18 protein-coding genes are annotated in these 20,022 nt (G+C 68.0%); 4 read left to right on the plus strand and 14 right to left on the minus strand.

What is annotated here, in order from left to right:
- Positions 1-37 precede the first annotated feature (37 nt).
- The 11 genes from O9255_RS06055 to O9255_RS06105 form a co-directional block, all read right to left on the minus strand.
- Positions 38-1,660, minus strand: coding sequence for a carboxyl transferase domain-containing protein (locus tag O9255_RS06055; RefSeq protein ID WP_297865953.1), 1,623 nt, complete (start codon positions 1,658-1,660; stop codon positions 38-40).
- 108 nt (positions 1,661-1,768) lie between these two features.
- Positions 1,769-2,119, minus strand: coding sequence for a hypothetical protein (locus O9255_RS06060; RefSeq protein ID WP_297865954.1), 351 nt, complete (start codon positions 2,117-2,119; stop codon positions 1,769-1,771).
- A gap of 152 nt (positions 2,120-2,271) precedes the next feature.
- Positions 2,272-3,447: an acetyl-CoA C-acyltransferase gene (locus O9255_RS06065; protein ID WP_297865955.1), complete on the minus strand. Its 1,176-nt coding sequence runs from the start codon at positions 3,445-3,447 to the stop codon at positions 2,272-2,274.
- Between the two features lie 100 nt (positions 3,448-3,547).
- Positions 3,548-4,378 carry a hypothetical protein gene (locus tag O9255_RS06070; protein WP_297865956.1) on the minus strand — a complete coding sequence of 277 codons (831 nt, stop codon included), beginning with the start codon at positions 4,376-4,378 and terminating at the stop codon, positions 3,548-3,550.
- A complete protein-coding gene (locus O9255_RS06075) occupies positions 4,375-4,620 on the minus strand; it encodes a hypothetical protein (protein ID WP_297865957.1) in 246 nt (81 codons plus the stop codon). The genes O9255_RS06070 and O9255_RS06075 overlap by 4 nt, the downstream gene beginning before the upstream one ends.
- A gap of 10 nt (positions 4,621-4,630) precedes the next feature.
- Entirely contained in the window at positions 4,631-6,412 is a 1,782-nt protein-coding gene (locus O9255_RS06080) for a flotillin domain-containing protein (RefSeq protein WP_297865958.1), read from the minus strand.
- Positions 6,413-6,480: 68 nt separating this feature from the next.
- Positions 6,481-7,137: a YqiJ family protein gene (locus O9255_RS06085; protein WP_297865959.1), complete on the minus strand. Its 657-nt coding sequence runs from the start codon at positions 7,135-7,137 to the stop codon at positions 6,481-6,483.
- 6 nt (positions 7,138-7,143) lie between these two features.
- Positions 7,144-7,824, minus strand: a complete 681-nt coding sequence (locus tag O9255_RS06090) for a PspA/IM30 family protein (protein ID WP_297865960.1) — start codon at positions 7,822-7,824, stop codon at positions 7,144-7,146.
- A complete protein-coding gene (locus O9255_RS06095) occupies positions 7,821-8,339 on the minus strand; it encodes a hypothetical protein (RefSeq protein WP_297865961.1) in 519 nt (172 codons plus the stop codon). Before O9255_RS06095 ends, O9255_RS06090 begins: the two co-directional genes overlap by 4 nt.
- A gap of 90 nt (positions 8,340-8,429) precedes the next feature.
- Complete coding sequence (locus tag O9255_RS06100; protein WP_297865962.1) at positions 8,430-9,074, minus strand: response regulator transcription factor; 645 nt, start codon at positions 9,072-9,074, stop codon at positions 8,430-8,432.
- Complete coding sequence (locus O9255_RS06105; RefSeq protein WP_297865963.1) at positions 9,071-10,240, minus strand: histidine kinase; 1,170 nt, start codon at positions 10,238-10,240, stop codon at positions 9,071-9,073. Before O9255_RS06105 ends, O9255_RS06100 begins: the two co-directional genes overlap by 4 nt.
- A 144-nt stretch (positions 10,241-10,384) precedes the next feature.
- On the opposite strand from O9255_RS06105, the gene O9255_RS06110 reads away from it, so the two are divergent.
- Entirely contained in the window at positions 10,385-11,071 is a 687-nt protein-coding gene (locus O9255_RS06110; protein WP_297865964.1) for a hypothetical protein, read from the plus strand.
- A gap of 4 nt (positions 11,072-11,075) precedes the next feature.
- Here O9255_RS06110 and O9255_RS06115 read toward each other — a convergent pair whose 3' ends face one another.
- From O9255_RS06115 to O9255_RS06125, 3 genes are all read right to left on the minus strand, one after another.
- Positions 11,076-12,233: an isovaleryl-CoA dehydrogenase gene (locus tag O9255_RS06115; protein WP_297865965.1), complete on the minus strand. Its 1,158-nt coding sequence runs from the start codon at positions 12,231-12,233 to the stop codon at positions 11,076-11,078.
- Between the two features lie 71 nt (positions 12,234-12,304).
- A complete protein-coding gene (locus tag O9255_RS06120) occupies positions 12,305-13,402 on the minus strand; it encodes a Glu/Leu/Phe/Val dehydrogenase dimerization domain-containing protein (RefSeq protein WP_297865966.1) in 1,098 nt (365 codons plus the stop codon).
- A gap of 109 nt (positions 13,403-13,511) precedes the next feature.
- A complete protein-coding gene (locus O9255_RS06125; RefSeq protein ID WP_297865967.1) occupies positions 13,512-15,560 on the minus strand; it encodes a TonB-dependent receptor in 2,049 nt (682 codons plus the stop codon).
- A 147-nt stretch (positions 15,561-15,707) separates the two neighbouring features.
- Here O9255_RS06125 and O9255_RS06130 point away from each other — a divergent pair, with 147 nt between their 5' ends.
- The 3 genes from O9255_RS06130 to O9255_RS06140 are packed head-to-tail and all read left to right on the plus strand — an operon-like array spanning position 15,708 to position 19,920.
- The gene (locus tag O9255_RS06130) at positions 15,708-19,160 is read left to right on the plus strand and encodes a methylmalonyl-CoA mutase family protein (RefSeq protein ID WP_297865968.1); all 3,453 of its coding nucleotides are present in this window, start codon (positions 15,708-15,710) and stop codon (positions 19,158-19,160) included.
- A gap of 19 nt (positions 19,161-19,179) precedes the next feature.
- Positions 19,180-19,383: a hypothetical protein gene (locus O9255_RS06135; RefSeq protein ID WP_297865969.1), complete on the plus strand. Its 204-nt coding sequence runs from the start codon at positions 19,180-19,182 to the stop codon at positions 19,381-19,383.
- A gap of 12 nt (positions 19,384-19,395) precedes the next feature.
- Positions 19,396-19,920 (plus strand): DUF262 domain-containing protein, encoded by a 525-nt coding sequence (locus O9255_RS06140; protein ID WP_297865972.1) that lies wholly within the window; start codon positions 19,396-19,398, stop codon positions 19,918-19,920.
- The last annotated feature ends 102 nt before the right edge of the window (positions 19,921-20,022 follow it).

The raw sequence follows: 20,022 nt of genomic DNA on the forward strand, positions 1-20,022 counted from the left end.
TTGAGCGGGGGGGAGGGGAAGGGCGGCGCAGGAGCGATTACATGCGGAACACGCCGTAGCGCTGCTCGGTCGTGGTGGTGCGCTCGATCGGCGCGTTCAGCGCGGCCGACAGCGCCAGACCCAGCACGCGGCGGGTGTCGGCGGGGTCGATGATGCCGTCGTCCCACAGGCGCGCCGTCGCGTAGTAGGGGCTGCCCTGGGTCTCGTACTGCTCGCGGATCGGCGCCTTGAAGGCTTCCTCTTCGTCCGCGCTCCAGGCCTTGCCGGCGGCCTCGAGGCCGTCGCGCTTCACCGTGGCGAGCACGCTGGCCGCCTGTTCGCCGCCCATCACGCTGATGCGCGCGTTCGGCCACATCCACAGGAAGCGCGCGCCGTAGGCGCGGCCGCACATCGCGTAGTTGCCGGCGCCGAAGCTGCCGCCGATGACGACGGTGAACTTCGGCATGTGCGAGCAGGCCACGGCCGTCACCATCTTGGCGCCGTCCTTCGCGATACCGGCGTTCTCGTACTTTTTGCCGACCATGAAGCCGGTGATGTTCTGCAGGAACACCAGGGGGATGTTGCGCTGGTTGCACAGTTCGATGAAGTGCGCGCCCTTCAGCGCGCTCTCGGCGAACAGGATGCCGTTGTTGGCGACGATGCCGACGGGATAGCCGTGCAGGTGCGCGAAGCCGCACACGAGCGTGGTGCCGTAGCGCGCCTTGAACTCCTGGAACTCGCTGCCGTCGACGAGGCGCGCGATGACCTCACGGATGTCGAAGGGCTTGCGGGTGTCCTTGGGCACGACGCCGTACAGCTGCTCGGCCGGGTAGGCGGGCTCGCGCACCGGCTGCGTGGCGACGGTCGGCGACTTCTTGCGATTGAGGTGGGCCAGCACGTCGCGGGCGATGGCCAGCGCGTGACGGTCGTCCTCGGCGTAATGGTCGGCCACGCCGGAAATGCGTGTGTGCACGTCGGCACCGCCGAGCGCTTCGGCATCGACCACTTCGCCAGTCGCGGCCTTCACCAGCGGCGGGCCGCCGAGGAAGATCGTGCCCTGTTCCTTGACGATGATGGACTCGTCGCACATCGCCGGCACGTAGGCGCCGCCGGCGGTGCAGCTGCCCATCACCACCGCCACCTGCGGGATGCCGAGGCCGCTCATCCGCGCCTGGTTGAAGAAGATGCGGCCGAAGTGCTCCTTGTCCGGGAACACCTCGTCCTGCAGCGGCAGGAAGGCGCCGCCGGAATCGACGAGGTAGACGCAGGGAAGACGGTTCTCGAGGGCCACCTCCTGCGCGCGGAGGTGCTTCTTCACCGTCATCGGGAAGTAGGTGCCACCCTTGACCGTCGCATCATTGGCGACGACGACGACCTGCTGGCCGTGCACGTTGCCGATGCCGCAGATCATCCCGGCGGCCGGTGCGGCGCCGTCGTACAGGCCTTCGGCGGCCAAGGGCGCGATCTCGAGGAAGGGCGAGCCGGGGTCGAGCAGGGCTTCGATACGCTCACGGGGCAGCAGCTTGCCGCGCTCCGTGTGCTTGGCGCGGGCCTTTTCGCCGCCGCCCTCGGCCGCGCGCGCGAGGCGCTGGTCGAGTTCGCTGACATTGGCCTTCAGCGCGTCGGCGTTGGCAAGGAAATCCGGCGATCGCGGATCGATCTGGCTGTGCAGCTGGGGCATGGGTCGAGACGGCGGGGGAGCGACGGGAGATCGCGATGGTAGCGTCTGGGCGAAAAAAAACCGCCGGGCAAGCCCGGCGGTTTCAGAGCGAGGGACTCGCAGCCCGAATTACTGGGCCGGGGTCTCTTCGGCCGGGGCTTCTTCAGCGGCCGGCTCGACGGCAGCAGCGGCGTCGGCAGCAGCGCCTTCGACGGCGGCAGCGGCGTCGGTGGCAGCGCCTTCGACGGCAGCAGCGGCGTCGGTGGCAGCGCCTTCGACAGCGGCGGCAGCGTCGGTGGCGGCGGCGTCAGCAGCCGGGGCCATTTCTTCAGCGGCCGGGGCTTCGGCGGCCGGGGCTTCAGCAGCCGGGGCCTCAGCAGCCGGAGCTTCGGCGGCCGGGGCGGCTTCTTCAGCCGGCTTCGAGCAGGCGGTCAGGGCCAGGGCGACGGCCAGAGCGAGCAGCGACTTGTTCAGCGACATGGAATGAGTCCTCGTCTACACGTGTAGGTAATAAGAAAAACGTGCACATTCATCGGCGCACGTTGTGTTCATCATGACAAGAACCCGACCGTAGTCAAGCCCTTGACGGTCCCTTTTTCGCCGGTGGCTTGCCACCCCCGAAAGTCACGGGCTCAGGCGAGCTCGACGGCCACCGCCGTGGCCTCGCCGCCGCCGATGCAGAGCGCCGCGACGCCGCGCTTGCCACCGGTCTGGGCCAGCGCGTTCAGCAGGGTCACCAGCAGGCGGGCGCCCGAGGCACCGATCGGATGGCCGAGCGCGCAGGCGCCGCCATGGATGTTGAGCTTCCCGTGGGGGATGCCGAGCTCGCGCATCGGTGCCATCGCGACGACGGCGAAGGCTTCGTTGACCTCGAACAGATCGACCGAATCGACCGTCCAGCCGGCCTTGTCCAGCACCTTCTGGATGGCGCCCACCGGGGCCGTGGTGAACCACTCCGGCGCCTGCGAGTGCGTGGCGTGCGCCACGACACGGGCGATGGGCGTGGCGCCGAGGGCCTTGGCCTTGTCGGCCGAGGCCAGCACCAGCGCGGCGGCGCCGTCGTTGATCGAGGAGGAGGCCGCGGCGGTGATCGTGCCGTCCTTCTTGAAGGCGGGCTTCAGCGTCGGGATCTTTTCGATGTTGCAGCGGCCCGGCTGCTCGTCCTGGTCGATGGCGGTGTCGCCCTTCTTGCCGGCCACGATCACCGGGACGATCTCCGCCTTGAACTTGCCCTCGGCCTGCGCGGTCTGTGCGCGGCGCACCGACTCGGCGGCGTAGGCGTCCTGCTCCTCGCGGGTGAAGGTGTACTTGGCGGCGCAGAGCTCGCCGAAGCCGCCCATCGGCTGCTTGTCGTAGGGGTTGGTGAGGCCGTCCCACGCCATGTGGTCGAGCATTTCGGCGCTGCCGTAGCGGATGCCGGTGCGCGAGCCGTTCAGCAGGTGCGGGGCGTTGGTCATGCTCTCCATGCCGCCCGCAATCACCACGTCAGCCGAGCCGGCCTTGATGAGGTCAGCGCCCAGCATCACGGCCTTCATGCCCGAACCGCAAACCTTGTTGATGGTCGTGGCGCCCGCGGCGGCCGGGATGCCGGCGGCCAGCATGGCCTGGCGGGCCGGGGCCTGGCCGAGGCCGGCCGGCAGCACGCAGCCCATGATCACTTCAGAGACGGCTTCAGCAGCGACGCCGCTCTGCTCGAGGGCGCCCTTGATGGCGGCCGCGCCGAGCGTGGGCGTGGGCACCCCGGTGAACTGTCCGAGAAGAGCGCCGAGGGCGGTGCGCTTGGCGCCTAGGATGACGATGTCCGACATGGGGAAGTCCCGGGGAGGAAAGCCGGGATTATCCGCCCCCGGTGGTTTCAGCTGCAAACGTATGCACCGGGACCTTGGGGTAGGGGGACGAGGCCCGTCGTCACCAAGGCACCAGCAGGAAGTACTCACTGCCGGGCGGTGGGCTGCCGTCATCACGTTGGTAAGCGCCATTGCGATGCACGAGGACAAGCGTCGTCGAGGTCGGCGCCGACTGCACCACCGCCGGCTCGACAGCGAACTCGTCCGCATCAAGCCGCATCACGAGACGTCGCCAGCCGTCGTCTGAAACCTCGCCAACAGCAAGGGTGGCGGCGGTGTTGGTCCAGCGGGCGCCCTGGCACTGCACGTTGACGCAGCCCTCGATCGCTTCCTGCCGATAGCGCGCCAGCCCCAGCACGCGGCGGAAACCGCGACCGTCGGGCACGAACAGCGCGTACTCGTCACCCCAGCGATTGTCCGGAGCGCTAGCGCCCGGGGCCGTCTGGCTGACGGCCACGCCGATCACGCCGCCGCCGGGGGCGATGCCATCGAAGGTGGTGTCGAGCGTGAACTCACCGCCGTGGAACAACGTCATCGCGTCCTCGATGGCCGTCGCCACGACGTGGTGGCGCAAGCGGCCCGCGCCGTCCAGCGTGGCGAGGACGAAGGCATAGCCCTCGCCGTCGCCGCCTTCGGTGTAGGAGCGCGTCGCATCGTCGCGGAAGCTGCCAATGACGTGCACCGCCCCCTTGGCATCGCCGGGCACGGCGATGCAATCCAGCTGCAACCGGGTTCCCGACGCAGCGCGCCGGGCATTCGCGTCGGCGGCCAAGGCCTTGCGGAACGCGGTTTCGACGTCGTCTTTGCAGGTTGCTTCGGGGCGCTCCTGCGCGCCCGCTGGACCGGCGATGCCGGCCAGCAGGGCGATGGCGAGCGCCGCGCGATGCATCACGCCGGTACGCCGTGCTTCGCACGCACCTCGGCGATGCGCGCGCGCACGGCGGGACGGAGTTCGCCCTGCTCGGCGCGCCGGAACACGTTGGCCAGCACGCGCTTCTCGTCCTCGTCGACCACGCCGTCGCGCAACGCGAGGCCCAACAGGAAGTTCAACTCCTCGAGGTCGAGCTTGCCGTCGTCGGTGAACACCTCGATCGAGGCCAGTGCGATGTCCAAGTAGCTGCGGGAATTCGCCATGGTCGTCTCCTTACGCGTCGGTGCCGCGGCTCGGGCCGCTGGCGTGCGGGGCCTTCAGGCCGGCGGTCAGGCCGGCGGTCAGGCCATTGAGGTCGGCGCCGCTCAGGCCGACGTCCTTCATCAGCGAATCGACCAGCGGCGCGTGGGCGCGGTAGCGCAGCGCGCTGGCGACCACCTGCTCGGCGAGGTTGCCCTGCGCGGCGTTGCCCTCGCCCGAGGCGGCGAGCGAACCGTTCGCGCCGCCGGCGTTGAGGCCGTCGACGTTGATGATCTTGATGCCGTCGATGGCCTCCATCGGACGCACGCTCTCGCGGATGATGTCGGGCAGGTGCTTGAGCAGCGCCAGGCGGAGCTGCATCTCGATCTGCTCGGCCGACAGCGTGTTCGCCGCGGCATTGACTGCCTTGGCACCGTCGGCATCGACGCGGTAGCGCACTTCGGCGGCTTCGGCGCGCAGCTTCTCCGCGGCGGCTTCCGCCTCGGCCTCGATGCGCTTCTGGTCGGCGTTGGCCGTCGCCAGCGTGCGGATGGCCTCGGCCTTCTCGGCGGCCGCCTGCTTCTCGGACTCGGCCGCGATGGTGATCGCGATCTGCTCGCGCTCGGCTTCCTTCGCCGCTTCGACCAGCTCGATGCGCTTCTGGCGCTCGGCGCGCTCGACCTCACGCACGGTGTCGACCTGCTCCTGCGCCTTCACGGCGTCAGCGCGGGCGATGTCCGCGGCCGCCTGGGCTTCCGACTGCGCGCGCGACTTCTCGGCGATGGCGATCGCCTTCTCCTGCTCGGCGAGCTCGACGATTTTCTTCTGGTTGACCTCGGCCGTGTTGACGTTCTTGGTCTTCTCGATCTCGCGTTCCTTCAGCTGCTGGTCCATCGCGATGCGCTGCTCTTCCACCGCGCGCTGGGCGGCGATCTTGGCCGAGTCGACCTGCTGCTGGGCGGTGATCTTCGCGCCCTCGGCCTCCTGGGTCTTCTGCGCCTGCTCGCGGGCGATTTCCGCCGACTGCGCGGCACGGCGGATCTCCACCTCGCGCTCCTGCTCGAGCTTCGCGTATTCCTCGTCGCGCTGGATCTGCAGGCGCTGCTGCGAGGCTTCGAGGTTCATGCGCTGGATCTGGACTTCCGTCTGCTGCTCGATCTCGTTGCGCTTCTTGCGGCGCAGCTCGATGGCTTCCGTCAGCTTGGTGAGGCCTTCGGCGTCGAAGGCGTTGTCCGGGTTGAAGAATTCCTTGCCGGTCTGGTCGAGGCCGGTCAGCGAGACCGACTCCAGCTCGAGGCCGTTCTTCAGGATGTCCTCGGAAACGACCTGCTGCACCTTCTGGACGAACAGCGTGCGCTGCTCGTGCAGCTCTTCCATGCCCATCTCGGCGGCCACCGAGCGCAGGGCGTCGACGAACTTGCCTTCGACCAGCTCCTTCAGCGACTCCGGTTCCATCGTCTTCATGCCGAGGGTCTGCGCGGCATTGGCGATCGATTCCTCGACCGGCTGCACGCGCACGTAGAACTCGGCCTGCACGTCGACGCGCATGCGATCGCGGGTGATCAGGGCCTGCTCGCGGGCACGCTGCACGTCGAGCTTCAGCGTGTTCATGTTGACGCGGATGATCTCGTGCAGCACCGGGAACACCAGCGCGCCGCCGTTGACGATCACCTTCTGTCCGCCGAAGCCGGTGCGGACGAACGAGACTTCCTTGGTGGCGCGGCGATAGAGCCGCGACAGCACCAGCATGACGAAGAGGATGAAGCCGAGGCTGGCACCGGCAATCAGCACGATGCCCATGAAATCAAGACCCATGGCGGTGGAACTCCTTGTGGCGGGGGACGAACGTGGGGGATGGAACGGGGGGTAGACGCTTCAGCGCGTCAGGGGGAGAGGGCGGGATTCGCGTTGGCGATGCAGCGGTAGACGGCGCCATCGCGCGAGACGAGGAGCACCTGGCTGCCCTGGGCATGGCTGGCGCCGGCCTCGTCGGGCTCGACCAGCACGTAATGCTGGCGGCCGAAGCGGTCGCGCACCTTGGCCTGCGCCGCGGAGTCGGTTTTCGCCTCGCCGAGGACGATCGTGGCGACGCGGCCGACCAGCTCTTCCTGCGAGATCGACTGCGTCTCGTCGCGGGGCAGGGCGCGGGCGAAGAAGCTGCCGAACAAACGGGTGCCGCCGAAGGCCGGGACGACCGCCAGCGGGGCAAGCAGCCACGCAGGCAGCGTGAAGCCCGAAACGCCGTGCACCAGCATCTGCACCGAAAGACCCACCACGCCGAAGGCCAACAGGAAGGTGGCCAGCAGGATCAGTGCGGGCACCTTGCCGAAGTGCAGCCAGCCGAGGAAGCGGTCTAGCGCAGTGGAGTAGCCCGCCACCTCGGCCGCGTCGGAGGCCGAAGGGTCGAGCCATTCGTCGAGCACGCCGGAGGCGCTGAAGCCGGTGACCATGCCCAGCCCTTCGATCAGGCCAAGCATCACCACCATCAGCAGCGCCACGACGAAGGGCAGGTTGCCGCCCGCGGTGAGGAAATCGAGCATCGCGGCTCAGTCCGCCTTCTTCGACTTGATCTGCGCCAGGCGCTCCTGGATGCGGTTGGCGCGCGACAGCGCTTCGAGCTCGGCGAGGCGCGCGGCATCGGCACCGCTCGGCGTCGAGCCCGGCACGCCGCCAGCGCGCTGCATCACCCGCGAGAACGCCGTCTCGGCTTCGCTGACACGGCGGGCGGGCGAGGGGCCGCTGCCGGCGGCGGCGCCACCGGCGGCTTGCGCGGCCGCAGCGGCCTTCTGCGCGGCGCGGAACTGCTGCAGTTCGCCTTCCAGCTCGCGACGGCGCGCGGTGAGCGCGGCCACGTAGCCTTCCAGTTCCTTCTGCTGCGTCTGCGCCTCGGTGATGGCGCTCTCGAGCACCGGGATCTGCGCTTCGATGTCGAACTGCTTGGCAATGGCGGCCTCGGCGAGGTCCTCGCGGTTCTGCGCGACGGCCAGTTCGATCTGGTCACCGAGCGTCTCGTGCTTCTGGTTCTCTTCCGCGAGGCGCTTGGTCGCGAGGTGGCGCGTGGCCAGGACCTTGCCGAGCTCGGCGCGCACGTCGTCGGTCGCGCCATCGATCTCGCGCAGCGCCTGCTCCATCACCATCTCGGGCGCGGCATCCTCGACCGCATTGATCAGGGCATTGACCGAGCCGGCGATCAGCCGGCCGACGCGGGTGGAAATGGCCTCTTTCATGGAGAACTCCTTTCAGGCGAGCTGCGATGGTGAAGGATCACCGTGCCCAGCTCCAGCACGGAATCGATGCGCCGTGCGACCACGTCGGGCGCATAGCAGGGGGCGGTTCGGGTGACGGCCAGCCGGAGCAGGCCTTCAAGCAGGGCCATGGCGCGGTCGGCGACGCGGGCTTCGAGCGCCAGGAAATCGGCGTCCTTGGATTCGGTGCCGGGGCCGGCCACCAGCAGGCCGGCGATCTCCGGCACGCGCTGCAGGGCCTCGGCCAACAGGGCGCTGCGCTGGCCGGTGTCGAGTTCGAAGCGGCGGATGGCTTCCACGGTCGGTGCCAATTCGCCATGAAGGCGCTGCACCGCGGAGGCCGCATCGGTGCGGGCCTCCGCCGCGTCGCGGGCTTCGGCGAGGAGAGCGCGGAGCTTTTCGCTGGGGGTGGTGGCACCGCGCCGCTCGAGGCCGGCCAGGAACGCGGCGTCCTCGTCGGAGATGCGGACACTCAGCAGGGTGGTCTTGGGGCTCATGTGCGGCGTCGGCAACGAACGTATGACAAACGTACACGATTCATTTCGCTTGTCAACACGGCCGCCCGAAGGGCGCGGCCGGGCCTCGTCTCAGACCAGCCGCTGGCTGATCGCCTTCATCACCGCATGGGTTCGGTCGCGGCAGTCGAGCTTCACCAGCAGGTCGGAGATGTAGTTCTTCACCGTGCCTTCGGAGAGGTGCAGCACGCGGCCGATCTCCTTGTTCGAGTAGCCGCCCGCCACGAGCTTCAGGATGCTGGCTTCGCGCTCGGTGAGGTGCGGTTGGCCTGCACTGCGCTCGGCCGGAAGCAGGGCGCGCACCGGGCCCAGCGAAACGGGTTGCAGCAGGGTCTCGCCGCGCGCCACGCGATCGATGGCGTCGTGCAGGTCCTCCGGCGCGGCGTCTTTCAGCAGGAACCCCTGCGCGCCGGCCTCGATGGCGGCGAGCATCAGCGCACTGTCGTCGAAGGTGGTGAGTAGGATCACCGGGGTGGCGTCGCCGCTTTCGCGCAATGCGCGAATCAGGCCGATGCCGCCGAGCCCCGGCATGCGGATGTCGCTGACGATCACGTCCACCGGGCGCTGCGGCAGGGCGGCAATCAGCCGTTCCGCATCGGGGCTCTCCAAGGCGACCTCGAAGCCGAGATCGACGAGCAGGGCCGAGAGCCCCTTCAGCACCAGCGCCTGGTCATCGGCGAGTGCAAGTCGAATGCGCGTGGCTTCCGGGCGGTTCATGCGGCCACCCCAGCGGCGATGGCGGGCAGTTCCGCACGGAAGCGAAGGCCCTGCGGTGTGCAGGGTTCGATGTGCAGTTCGCCGCCGAAGGCCGCGAGGCGCTCGCGCATGCCGCGCAGCCCATTGCCCTCGGCCAGCGGCAGTCGCCCGTGGCCGTCGTCCTCCACGCTGAGGCGCAGGCGGCCGTCGACGGTGTCGACCCGCAGCGCCACGTGCGAGGCCTGCCCGTGGCGCAGGGCATTGGTCAGCCCCTCCTGGGCGAAGCGCAGCAGCACCTCAGCCTGGGCCACCGAGGCCACCCGGGCCTGCTCCCGGCCCTGCAGCTCGATGCGCACGCCCGGCAGCGGCCGGGCGAGGGCAGCGAGGGCGTCGCCGAGCTGGATGCCGTCGTGCTGCCGCAGTTCGCTGACCACCGCGCGGATGTCGGCCAAGAGTTCGTCGGCCAGCTGCAGCGAGATGCCGAGTTCCTCGCGGCCGGCGAAGGCCGGGTCGCGGTGCAGGGCGCGAAGGTGCAGTTTCAGCGCCGTGAGCTTGTGGCCGGCCACGTCGTGCAGTTCGCGCGACAAGCGAAGGCGCTCGTCGCTGCGCGTGGACTCCTCGAGCAGGCGCTGCGTGGCCTGCAGCTCGGCGTTGAGGTCGGCGAGCGCATCGCCGCGACGTTCGCTTCGCTCCGCGTACATCGCCGTCAATGCTGCGAAGGCCTGGAAGCCGAGCATCGGCAGGATCGAGAGCAGCAGGTCGTCGAGCTCGAAGCCGCGCAAGCGCCACAGCGCGAGCACCGCCGCGTTCAGCAGCACGAGGATCGCGGTGGCCATCGGCACGGAAAGCATCGTGAACAGCTGGCCGGACACGATGATCAGGAGCACCGAAACGCCCGCCGATCCGAGCAGATGCTGGGCCAAGACGACCATCAGGCCCTGCGCCAGCAAGGCAGCGATGGCGCGCGGTCGGTGCCGTGCATGGTCGATCACGTGCGCGGCTTGCAGCACGAACAGCGCCAGCATCACGAGCAGGGCGCCGAACCCCAGCCACACGCCAATGTCGCCGCGAACCAAGGCGGCGGCCGGTACCGCGCTTGCGGTGATGCCGCCCCAGGTGATGTAGGCCGCCCAGCTCAACGGAGCGAGCAGGCGAGTGCGAGTGCTGCGGGCGAATTCGGAGTTCATGCACACAGTATCGGTGCCTGCACGCCCGGATTTCGCCCTCCCCACGGCGAAGGTGACTTTCCTCACCCCTCGCGGGTGCCGACCGGCACCTCGGCGCGATGGCGCGCGATTCGGAGACTGGCGGCACCCCCAAGGAGAGCTGCCATGTACCGCGCCATCGTCACCGCCCACATCGCCTGTGGCGTCATCGCCCTCGCCACCTACTGGATGGCCGGCCTGTCGAAGAAGGGCTCGCCGCTGCATCGCGGTGCGGGCAAGGCCTACCTGCTCAGCATGATTGGCGTCGTCGCCAGTTCAGTGGTGATGGCGGGCTTCGCCTTCGCGCGGGAGATGTTCGTCATCGCCACTTTCCTCGCCTACCTCGTGGTGATCACGACGACCGCCATGGCCCTCGGCTGGTTGGCCCTGCGCCGAAAGCGCGACCAGGCCGGTTACCGCGGCACCGGTTACCGCGCCGCCGCCGTGGCGAACGTCGCCAGCGGCCTCGCGGTGTTCGCCTTCGGTATCCAGCAGGGCGACGCCTTGCTGATGGGCTTCAGCTGGGTCGGCATCATCATTGGTGGCCAGATGCTCTGGCGCGCATGGAAGCCGTTGGCCGAGGCCAAGTGGTGGCTGCGCGAGCACATCGGCGCGATGCTGGGCTGCGGCGTGGCGACGCACATCGCCTTCCTGGGCATCGGCATCCGCCGCCTCACCGACGCGTTGGGCGTGCCGGTCGATCTCGGCTTGGTGGCCTGGTTCGCGCCGGTGGCGGTGTCCTTCCTTGCCGGGCTGTGGCTGGAGCGTAAGTACCTCGCCAAGCCCGCCGCGAGGTCGCTGGCCGCCGCCTGATGCCTCAGGCGTTGCCGGCGAACAGCTCCCGGCCGATCAGCATGCGGCGGATCTCGTTCGTTCCGGCGCCGATCGCATAGAGCTTCGCGTCGCGCAGGATGCGGCCGGTGTCGTACTCGTTGATGTAGCCGTTGCCGCCGAGGGTCTGGATGGCTTCCAGCGCCACCTGCACGGCGGCTTCCGAGGCGTGCAGCAGGCAGCTGGCGGCATCGACGCGGCTCTTGTGGCCGGCGTCGTAGTCGCGGCCCACCTGGTAGGCGAAGGCGCGGCTGCTCTGCAGCGCGGTGTACATGTCGGCGATCTTGCCCTGCATCAGGCCGAAGGTGCCGATGGCCGCGTCGAACTGCTTGCGCTCGCGCACGTAGGGCAGGGCGATGTCCATCGCCGCCTGCATCAGGCCGAGCGGGCCACCGGTAAGCACGAGGCGCTCGGTGTTCAGGCCACTCATCAGCACCTTGACGCCCTTGTGCACCTCGCCCAGCACGTTCTCGGCGGGGATCTCGCAGTCCTCGAACACCAGCTCGCAGGTGTTGCTGCCGCGCATGCCGAGCTTGTCGAGCTTCTGCGCCGTGGAAAAACCCTTCATGCCCTTCTCGACGAGGAAGGCCGTCATGCACTGGCTGCCGGCCTCCTTGCCCGCGGTGCGCATGTAGACGATCAGCACGTCGGCCTCGGGGCCGTTGGTGATCCACATTTTGTTGCCGTTGGCCACCCACACGTCGCCTTTCTTCTCGGCGCGGCAAGCCATCGAGCCCACCACGTCGGAGCCGGCGCCCGGCTCGCTCATCGCCAGCGCGCCCACCCACTCGCCGCTGCACAGCTTGGGCAGGTACTTCGCGCGCTGCGCCGCGTTGCCGTTGGCGTAGAGGTTGCTCACGCACAGGTTGGAATGCGCGCCGTAGCTCAGGCCCACCGAGCCCGAGGCGCGGCTGATCTCTTCCATCGCCACGAGGTGGGCGAGGTAGCCCATCTCGCTGCCGCCGTACTCGCCCGGCACGGTGATGCCCAGCAGGCCCATCTCGCCCAGCTTCCGCCACAGGTCGGCCGGGAACAGGTTGTCGTGGTCGATCTGCGCGGCGCGCGGCGCGATTTCGCTTTCGGCGAAACGACGGACGGCGTCGCGGAGGGCATCGATGTCGTCGGAGAGGGGGAAGGGGCGCATGGGTGTCTTCTCGGAAGCTGGAAACAACGGACCCGGCAAGGATGCCGGGTCCGGGGTGAAGCGCGGGTCGGTCAGCCCTTGCGACCCATGAACTGCGGTCGTGCCGAGCCCAGGTGCGGGAGCTTCAGCTTGCCGATGCTGTTGATGCGCTCTTCGGCCATGCGGTCGGCGGCGCGGAAGGTGGGGATGCCCTCGCGCTTGCTGATCTCGAAGATGCGGCCGAGGTTGTAGTAGATCGTCCGCATCATGCGCATGGCGCGCTCGCGGTTGTAGCCGTCGATCTCGAGCGAGACGTTCATCAGCCCGCCGGCGTTCACCGCGTAGTCCGGCGCGTAGAGGATGCCGCGGTTGGCCACTTCCATGCCGATCTCGTCGTTCGCCAGCTGGTTGTTGGCCGCACCGCAGATGATCTTGCACTTCAGGCGCGGCAGGGTGGCCGCGTTCACCGTGCCGCCGAGGGCGGTCGGCGAGTAGACGTCGGCGTCCACGTCGTAGATCTCGTCGAGGGCCACGGCCTCGCAGCCGAACTCGTCGACGGCGCGCTGCACGGCGTCCTTGTTGATGTCCGTGACGAACACCTTGGCGCCCTTCTCGCGCAGCAGCTTCACGAACTCCATGCCCACGTGGCCCACGCCCTGCACGGCGTAGCTGTACTTGCCCACGTCCTCGTTGCCGAACTTCACGTTCAGCGCGGCCATCAGGCCCTGCACGGTGCCGTAGGCGGTGAACGGCGAGGGGTCGCCCGAGCCGCCGTGCACCTGATGCACGCCGGTGACGAACTCCGTCTCGCGGAACACGTATTCCATGTCGTTGACGTCGATGCCGACGTCCTCGGCCGTGATGTAGCGGCCGTTGAGCGAATTCACGAAGCGGCCGAAGGCGCGGAAAAGCGCTTCCGACTTGTCCTTGTTCGGGTCGCCGATGATCACGGCCTTGCCGCCGCCGAGGTTCAGGCCGGACACCGCCGCCTTGTAGGTCATGCCGCGCGAGAGGCGCAGCACGTCGTTCACCGCATCCTGCTCGGTGGCGTAGGGCCACATGCGCGTGCCACCGAGGGCCGGGCCCAGCACGGTGTTGTGGATAGCGATGATGGCCTTCAGGCCGGCATCCGGGTTGTGGCAGAACACCACTTCCTCATGGCCGGTCTTGGCGAGGGTTTCGAAGATCATGCGGGGGCTCCGGATAGGCAAAGCCGCCGGGGGGGCCCGGCGGCGGCGCGCATTGTAAAGCAATTGCTCTAGGCGAGCCTCGGAGCAGGCCAGTGGCGCCCGGGCGCCATCAATCGAACGCCCATTCCAGGCCCAGCTGCCACTCGCGGCCCGGCAGCGGCAGTTCGCGGGCGACGTGCCCCGTTCGCGGGTTCACGCCGAGCCCGCCGGCCACGTCGATGTCCACGCCGCGGGCGTTGAAGAGGTTGTCGGCGTGCAGCCACAGGCGCAGTGCCGCGCTCGGGCGCCAGTTCACCTGCAGCATCACCCGCGGGTCGTTGGCCTCGGTCTGGAAGCCTTCGCGCGAACGCCAGTGCGCGCCCACGGTGGTATCCCATGCCTGCACGGGCAGCCAGTTCACCAGCAGGCTCGCGGTGTCGTGCGAGACGAACTGTCCGGGCGGCGCCTCGGCGATGCTCGCGGGCAGGCGGTAACGGTCCTCGAAGATCGTCGAGCCCGCCAGGCGCAGCCGCCATTGCGGCGAGGGCGTCCACTGCGCCACCGCTTCCAGGCCCTCGGTGTGCTGGCGGCCGGCATTCACCGTCGTCGCGGTGATGCCATTGAGCGGCACCACCACAAAGCCGTCCTCCGCATCGCGGTGGTAGTAGGTGCCGGAAAGCAGCCAATCGCCGGACTGGTAGCGCCCCAGCAGCTCGGTGGTGCGCACCTGCGTGGGCTTCAGCCCCGGCGACCCGGCGATCACCGGGTTGTTCTGCAGGAAGAGCTGGCCCAGCGAGGGCGCGAAGAACGCTTCCTGCACCAGCAGTTTCATCGTGTAGCGCTCGCCGGGCGTCCACACCCATGCCGCGCGCGGCGACAGGGCCGAGCCGCTCTGCTCGTAGTCGTCGTAGCGCGCGCCGAGCACCAAGCGGTGGTCGGGGGCGACGCGCCAATCGTCCTCGACGAAGGCCGCGCTCATGCGGTCGCGCGCGCCGTCGGCGACGAAGCGCAGGCCCGTGCTCTCGAAGCGCCCGAACGGGAAGAGGATCGGCACCAGCGTGTAGTTGGCCTGCAGGTCGGCTTGCGTGGTGCGGCCGGATTGCGTTTCGCCGCCGAAGGTGAGCGTGTGCGCGCCGAAGCGGCGCTGCAGCGTGAGCCCCCCCGACTGGTTGCGGTGGGTGAGCACGCCGCGCTGGCGCAGGTCGATGGTAGTGGTCGGGCCGCCGGCCGAAGGGAGCGCCACGACGCCCACCACCGCACTCAGCGCATAGCGCTGGCGAAGCGCGCTGGCGAAGCCTTCCAGGCGCCAATCGCCGAGGTCCACCTTGCCGCTGTAGCGCCACCAGGTGGTGTCCAGCTCGCTCTCGTCGCCGGGGTTGATGGAGCCGTTGAGGCCGTAATGGCCCTCGATGTCGGAATCGTGGTGCAGCACCTGCAGGCCGTGGCTGCCGCGGCCGAGGTCGAGGATGGCGGTGCGCGTCGTGGACGATTCGGTGCTCTCCGAGACCCGCCCGAAGCGGTCGAACAGCCCCTCGTAACCCGGCGTTTCGTCCTCTTCCTGCAGGGCACGCAGGTCGAGCCGCCACTCGCCGTGGCTCGCCCCGGTGATCACCTGCGCCGCATGGCCCCCCTCCGGCGACACCATGGCTCCCACGAGGCCGTCGCCGCGCCGGGTGACCACGTTCACCACCTCGTCGCTGGGGCCGCCGCCGAAGCGCGCGCCGCCCGGGCCGCGGATGATCTCGACGCGCTCCACCATCGAAAGCGGGAAATCGCGCACCACGCCCCAGGCCCGAACGGACTGCATGGTGTTCACCCGCTGGCCATCGATGGCCAGCAGGCCGCCGCCGGCCGTGCCGGGGTTGCCACGCAGCACCGTGCGGTTCTCGAGGCCCGTGGCGGCCACCCGCGAGGTGTAGGCGCCGGGCACCCAGTTCAGCACCTCGTGCAGGTGGCGAAAGCCCAGCCGCTCCAGCTCCTGGCGTTCGAGGACCGTGATGCTGGCCGTGGCGTCGCGCAGGGAGCTGGCGTTGAAGCTGGCCGCGCTGACGTCGATCTCCAGCAGCTCGTCGAGGCTGAGGTCGAGCAGGGCCGGATCCTGCGTGCGCGCCGCCGCCATGGCAGGCCCCATCACTGCGAGGGCAAGCACGATGGCGATGGCCAGTCCGTTCTGGGGCATGGGGAGTACGTGGGCTGCGGCAATGCAGCATACCCGGCGTTCACACCGTCATGGCAAGGGCGGCGAGCGGGGAGGGATCGTCAAAACCTGCGAACCCGCCCCAGAAGTTAAACTCGCCGCCTTTCCCGCAATAGCGACGTGGCCGCCATGAGCACCCCCGCCAGCCAGATCCCCCAGAACGCCGCCGAAGCCACCCCCCTGCGCTTCGTCACCGCCGCCTCGCTGTTCGACGGCCACGACGCCGCCATCAACGTGATGCGCCGGCTGATCCAGTCGCAGGGCGCCGAGGTCATCCACCTCGGGCACAACCGCTCGGTGGAGGACGTGGTGCGCGCCGCGCTGCAGGAAGACGCCGACGGCATCGCGCTCAGCAGCTACCAGGGCGGCCACACCGAGTACTTCAAGTACATGGTGGACATGCTGAAAGAGCGCGGCGCCTCGCACATCCGCGTGTTCGGCGGCGGCGGCGGCACCATCACGCCGGAGGAGATCGCCGAGCTGCAGGCCTACGGCGTCGAGCGCATCTACCACCCGAACGACGGCATGCAGATGGGCCTCGTCGGGATGATCGAAGACCTCGTGCGCCGCGCGCACCAGCACCGCCAGCCCACGCAGAAGCCGACGGCCGTCGACGTGCAGGACGAGATCGCCGTGGGCCGCATGCTCTCGGCCATCGAAGAGGGCCTGATTGCTGAAACCGAGCTCGCCACCCTGCGCAAGGGCTGGCAGCTGGCCGGCGGCAAGACCCCGGTGGTCGGCCTCACCGGCACCGGCGGCGCGGGCAAGAGCTCGGTCACCGACGAGATCATCAACCGCTTTCTGCAGGCCTTCCCGGGCATGCGCATCGCCGTCATCTCGGTCGACCCGACCCGCCGCCGCACCGGTGGCGCGCTGCTCGGCGACCGCATCCGCATGAACGCGCTGCGCTCGCCGCGCGTGTTCATGCGTTCGATGGCCACCCGCCGCCAGCACGTGGCGACGAACGCCGTGCTGAAGGACTGCATCGCCTTTCTGCGCGGCCTGAGCTACGACCTCGTGCTGGTGGAAACCGCCGGCATCGGCCAGAGCGATTCCGAGATCGTCGACCTCGTCGATTTCCCGGTGTACGTGATGACGAGCGACTACGGCGCGGCCAGCCAGCTCGAGAAGATCGACATGCTCGATTACGCCGAGCTGGTGATCCTGAACAAGTTCGACCGCCGCGGCGCCGAAGACGCCCTGCGCGACGTTCGCAAGCAGTGGAAGCGCAACCGCGTGGCCTTCCAGATGCCGGACGACGAAGTGCCGGTCTACCCGACCATCGCTTCGCAGTTCAACGACCCCGGCGTGAGCTGGATGTTCGCCAACCTGTGCCAGCGCCTGAAGGCCAAGCTGGGCGAGGGCATCGCCTCGAACGCCTGCAGCTTCGCGCCCACCATCGATACAAGCCTGAAGGAACCGCGCGCCACCGTGCTGATCCCCGGCGCGCGCATCCGGTATTTGGCTGAAATTGCCGAACAAGGTCGGCGCATCAATGGCGACATCCAGCGCCAGAGCGAAGCCGCCGAGCGCGCGCAGGCCTGCTGGTCCGCGCTCAAGGAGCTGGGCGATGCCGCCCTGCCCAAGGCGCTCGATCTCTACGCCGCCGATGCCCTGCGCGAAGGCGGCGACCGCAGCCTGCTCACGCTGCGCCAGCGCTACAACGACGCGCTGAACGCGCTCTCCACCGAAAGCCTCGCGCTGCTGCGCGCCTGGCCGGAGCGGCTGAAGTCGGTCACCGACGAGTTCACCGAATACCAGGTGCGCGACAAGGTCATCCGCGTTGAGAACTACCGCGAAAGCTTGAGCCACCAGAAGATCCCGAAGATCGCTGCCCCGCAGTGGAAGAGCTGGGGCGAGCTGCTCATTTTCCTCGGCAAGGAAAACCTGCCCGGCCACTACCCCTACACCGGCGGCGTGTACCCCTACCGCCGCAGCGGCGAAGACCCCATCCGCATGTTCGCGGGCGAGGGCACGCCGGAGCGCACCAACCGCCGCTTCCACTACCTGAGCGTGGGCCAGCCCGCCGCGCGGCTCTCCACCGCGTTCGACAGCGTGACGCTGTACGGCGAAGACCCGGCCGAGCGCCCGGACATCTACGGCAAGATCGGCAACAGCGGTGTCTCCATCGCCACGCTGGACGACATGAAGAAGCTGTACTCCGGCTTCGACCTGTGCGCGCCCAGCACCAGCGTGAGCATGACGATCAATGGCCCCGCGCCGATGATCCTCGCCATGTTCATGAACACCGCCATCGACCAGCAGGTGGAAAAGCACCTGAAGGCCGACCCCGCACTGTGGGCCGTGGCCGAGCAGCGCATCGCCAAGCTCTTCGAGGGCCGCACGCGCCCGGTGTATTCCGGCGAGCTGCCCGAGGGCAACAACGGCCTCGGCCTCGGCCTGCTGGGCGTGACCGGCGACCAAGTGGTGGATGCCGAGACCTACGCCCGCATCAAGGCCCACACGCTGGCCACCGTGCGCGGCACCGTGCAGGCCGACATCCTGAAAGAGGACCAGGCGCAGAACACCTGCATCTTCAGCACCGAGTTCGCGCTGCGGATGATGGGCGACATCCAGCAGTACTTCGTCGACCAGAAGGTGCGCAACTTCTACTCGGTGAGCATCTCGGGCTACCACATCGCCGAGGCCGGGGCGAACCCGATCTCGCAGCTGGCTTTCACGCTCAGCAACGGCTTCACCATCGTCGAGTACTACCTCGCGCGCGGCATGAAGATCGACGATTTCGCGCCGAACCTGTCGTTCTTCTTCAGCAACGGCATGGACCCGGAATACACGGTGATCGGCCGCGTGGCCCGCCGCATCTGGGCCCGCGCCATGCGCGAGCGCTACGGCGCCAACGAGCGCAGCCAGATGCTGAAGTACCACATCCAGACCAGCGGCCGCTCCCTGCACGCGCAGGAGATCCAGTTCAACGACATCCGCACCACGCTGCAGGCCCTGTACGCGCTGTTCGACAACTGCAACAGCCTGCACACCAACGCCTACGACGAGGCCATCACAACGCCGACGGAAGAGAGCGTGCGCCGCGCCGTGGCCATCCAGATGATCATCAACAAAGAGCTGGGGCTGAACTTCAACGAGAACCCCTGGCAGGGCAGCTTCGTGGTGGACCAGCTCACCGACCTGGTGGAAGAGGCCGTGTACAAGGAGTTCGAGGCCATCAGCGAGCGCGGCGGCGTGCTGGGCGCCATGGACACCATGTACCAGCGCGGCAAGATCCAGGAAGAATCGCTCTACTACGAGCACAAGAAGCACGACGGCAGCCTGCCGCTGGTGGGCGTGAACACCTTCCTCGGCAAGGACCACGGCGGCGAGATCACCACCACCATCGAGCTCATTCGTAGTACTGAAGAAGAAAAAGGCCAGCAGATCACCAACGTGCGCGCCTACCAGGGCGCGCGGAATGGTGGCGCCTCAGAGGGCCTGAAGCCGCTGCAGCAGACGGCGCGGAAGCGCGAGAACCTGTTCGCCGCGTTGGTTGAAGCGGTGAAGACCCACAGCCTCGGTCAGATCAGCCATGCGCTGTATGAGGTGGGTGGGGAGTATCGGCGGAACATGTAATGAGCGAAGGAGATTTGTGATGCAGCACGAGTTCGAGAAGTTCAGCGACGAGCAGGGCGAATCAGAGATCTCTTGGAAATCGTTGCCACCAGAGCGCGAGTTTTTTGCCTCGCCGTACGATCCTCCCGTGAAAAGCCTTATTCAGGAGATAAAGGACAAGGAGCTCGTGGTTCGACCGACGTTCCAACGGGCCTTCGTCTGGGATGCGGTTCGTCAAAGCTGATTTGTCGAGTCAATTTTGCTAAACATTCCCGTCCCTAATCTCTTCTTCGCCGAAGACGATGACAAGACGAAAGTCGTTGTTGACGGCCAGCAGCGCCTCACGGCGCTGCACCATTTTCAGGAAAACAGATTTCCTTTGAAGGGCTTGGAGTCTTTGTCTGCGCTGAATGGAAAGCGCTTTGAGGACTTGACTGATCGTCAGCAAAGGATCTTCAACAACCGAACCCTGCGTTGCCTTGTTATCTCGGCTAGAAGTGATTCGGAGATCAGGTTTCAGGTCTTCGAGAGGCTCAACCAAGGCGGTGTGCCGCTGAACGCACAGGAGGTTCGCCATTGTGTCTACCGCGGCTCCCTCAACGACCTTCTGCATCAGTTGGCGAAAGACCCCAACTGGCTGAGCATCTTGGGGAAGGATGAGCCTAGTCCTCGGATGACAGATTGCGAGCTGATACTTCGGTTCTTGAGTTTCCGCGATAAGGGGAAGGGTTATTCGCCACCGCTGAACCGCCCCGGCTTTTCCGGAGGCTGTTTTCGTTGAGTCACGCCGCTTTAGCGTAACCGCTGGTCTCGGCGTAGAACGCCGCCTCTGCTTCCGCCGGGGGAATGTAGCCGATCGGCCCCAGCAGTCGCTTTGTGTTGT

The organism is Silanimonas sp., assembly GCF_027530345.1.
In the GTDB taxonomy this organism is placed as follows: domain Bacteria; phylum Pseudomonadota; class Gammaproteobacteria; order Xanthomonadales; family Xanthomonadaceae; genus Silanimonas.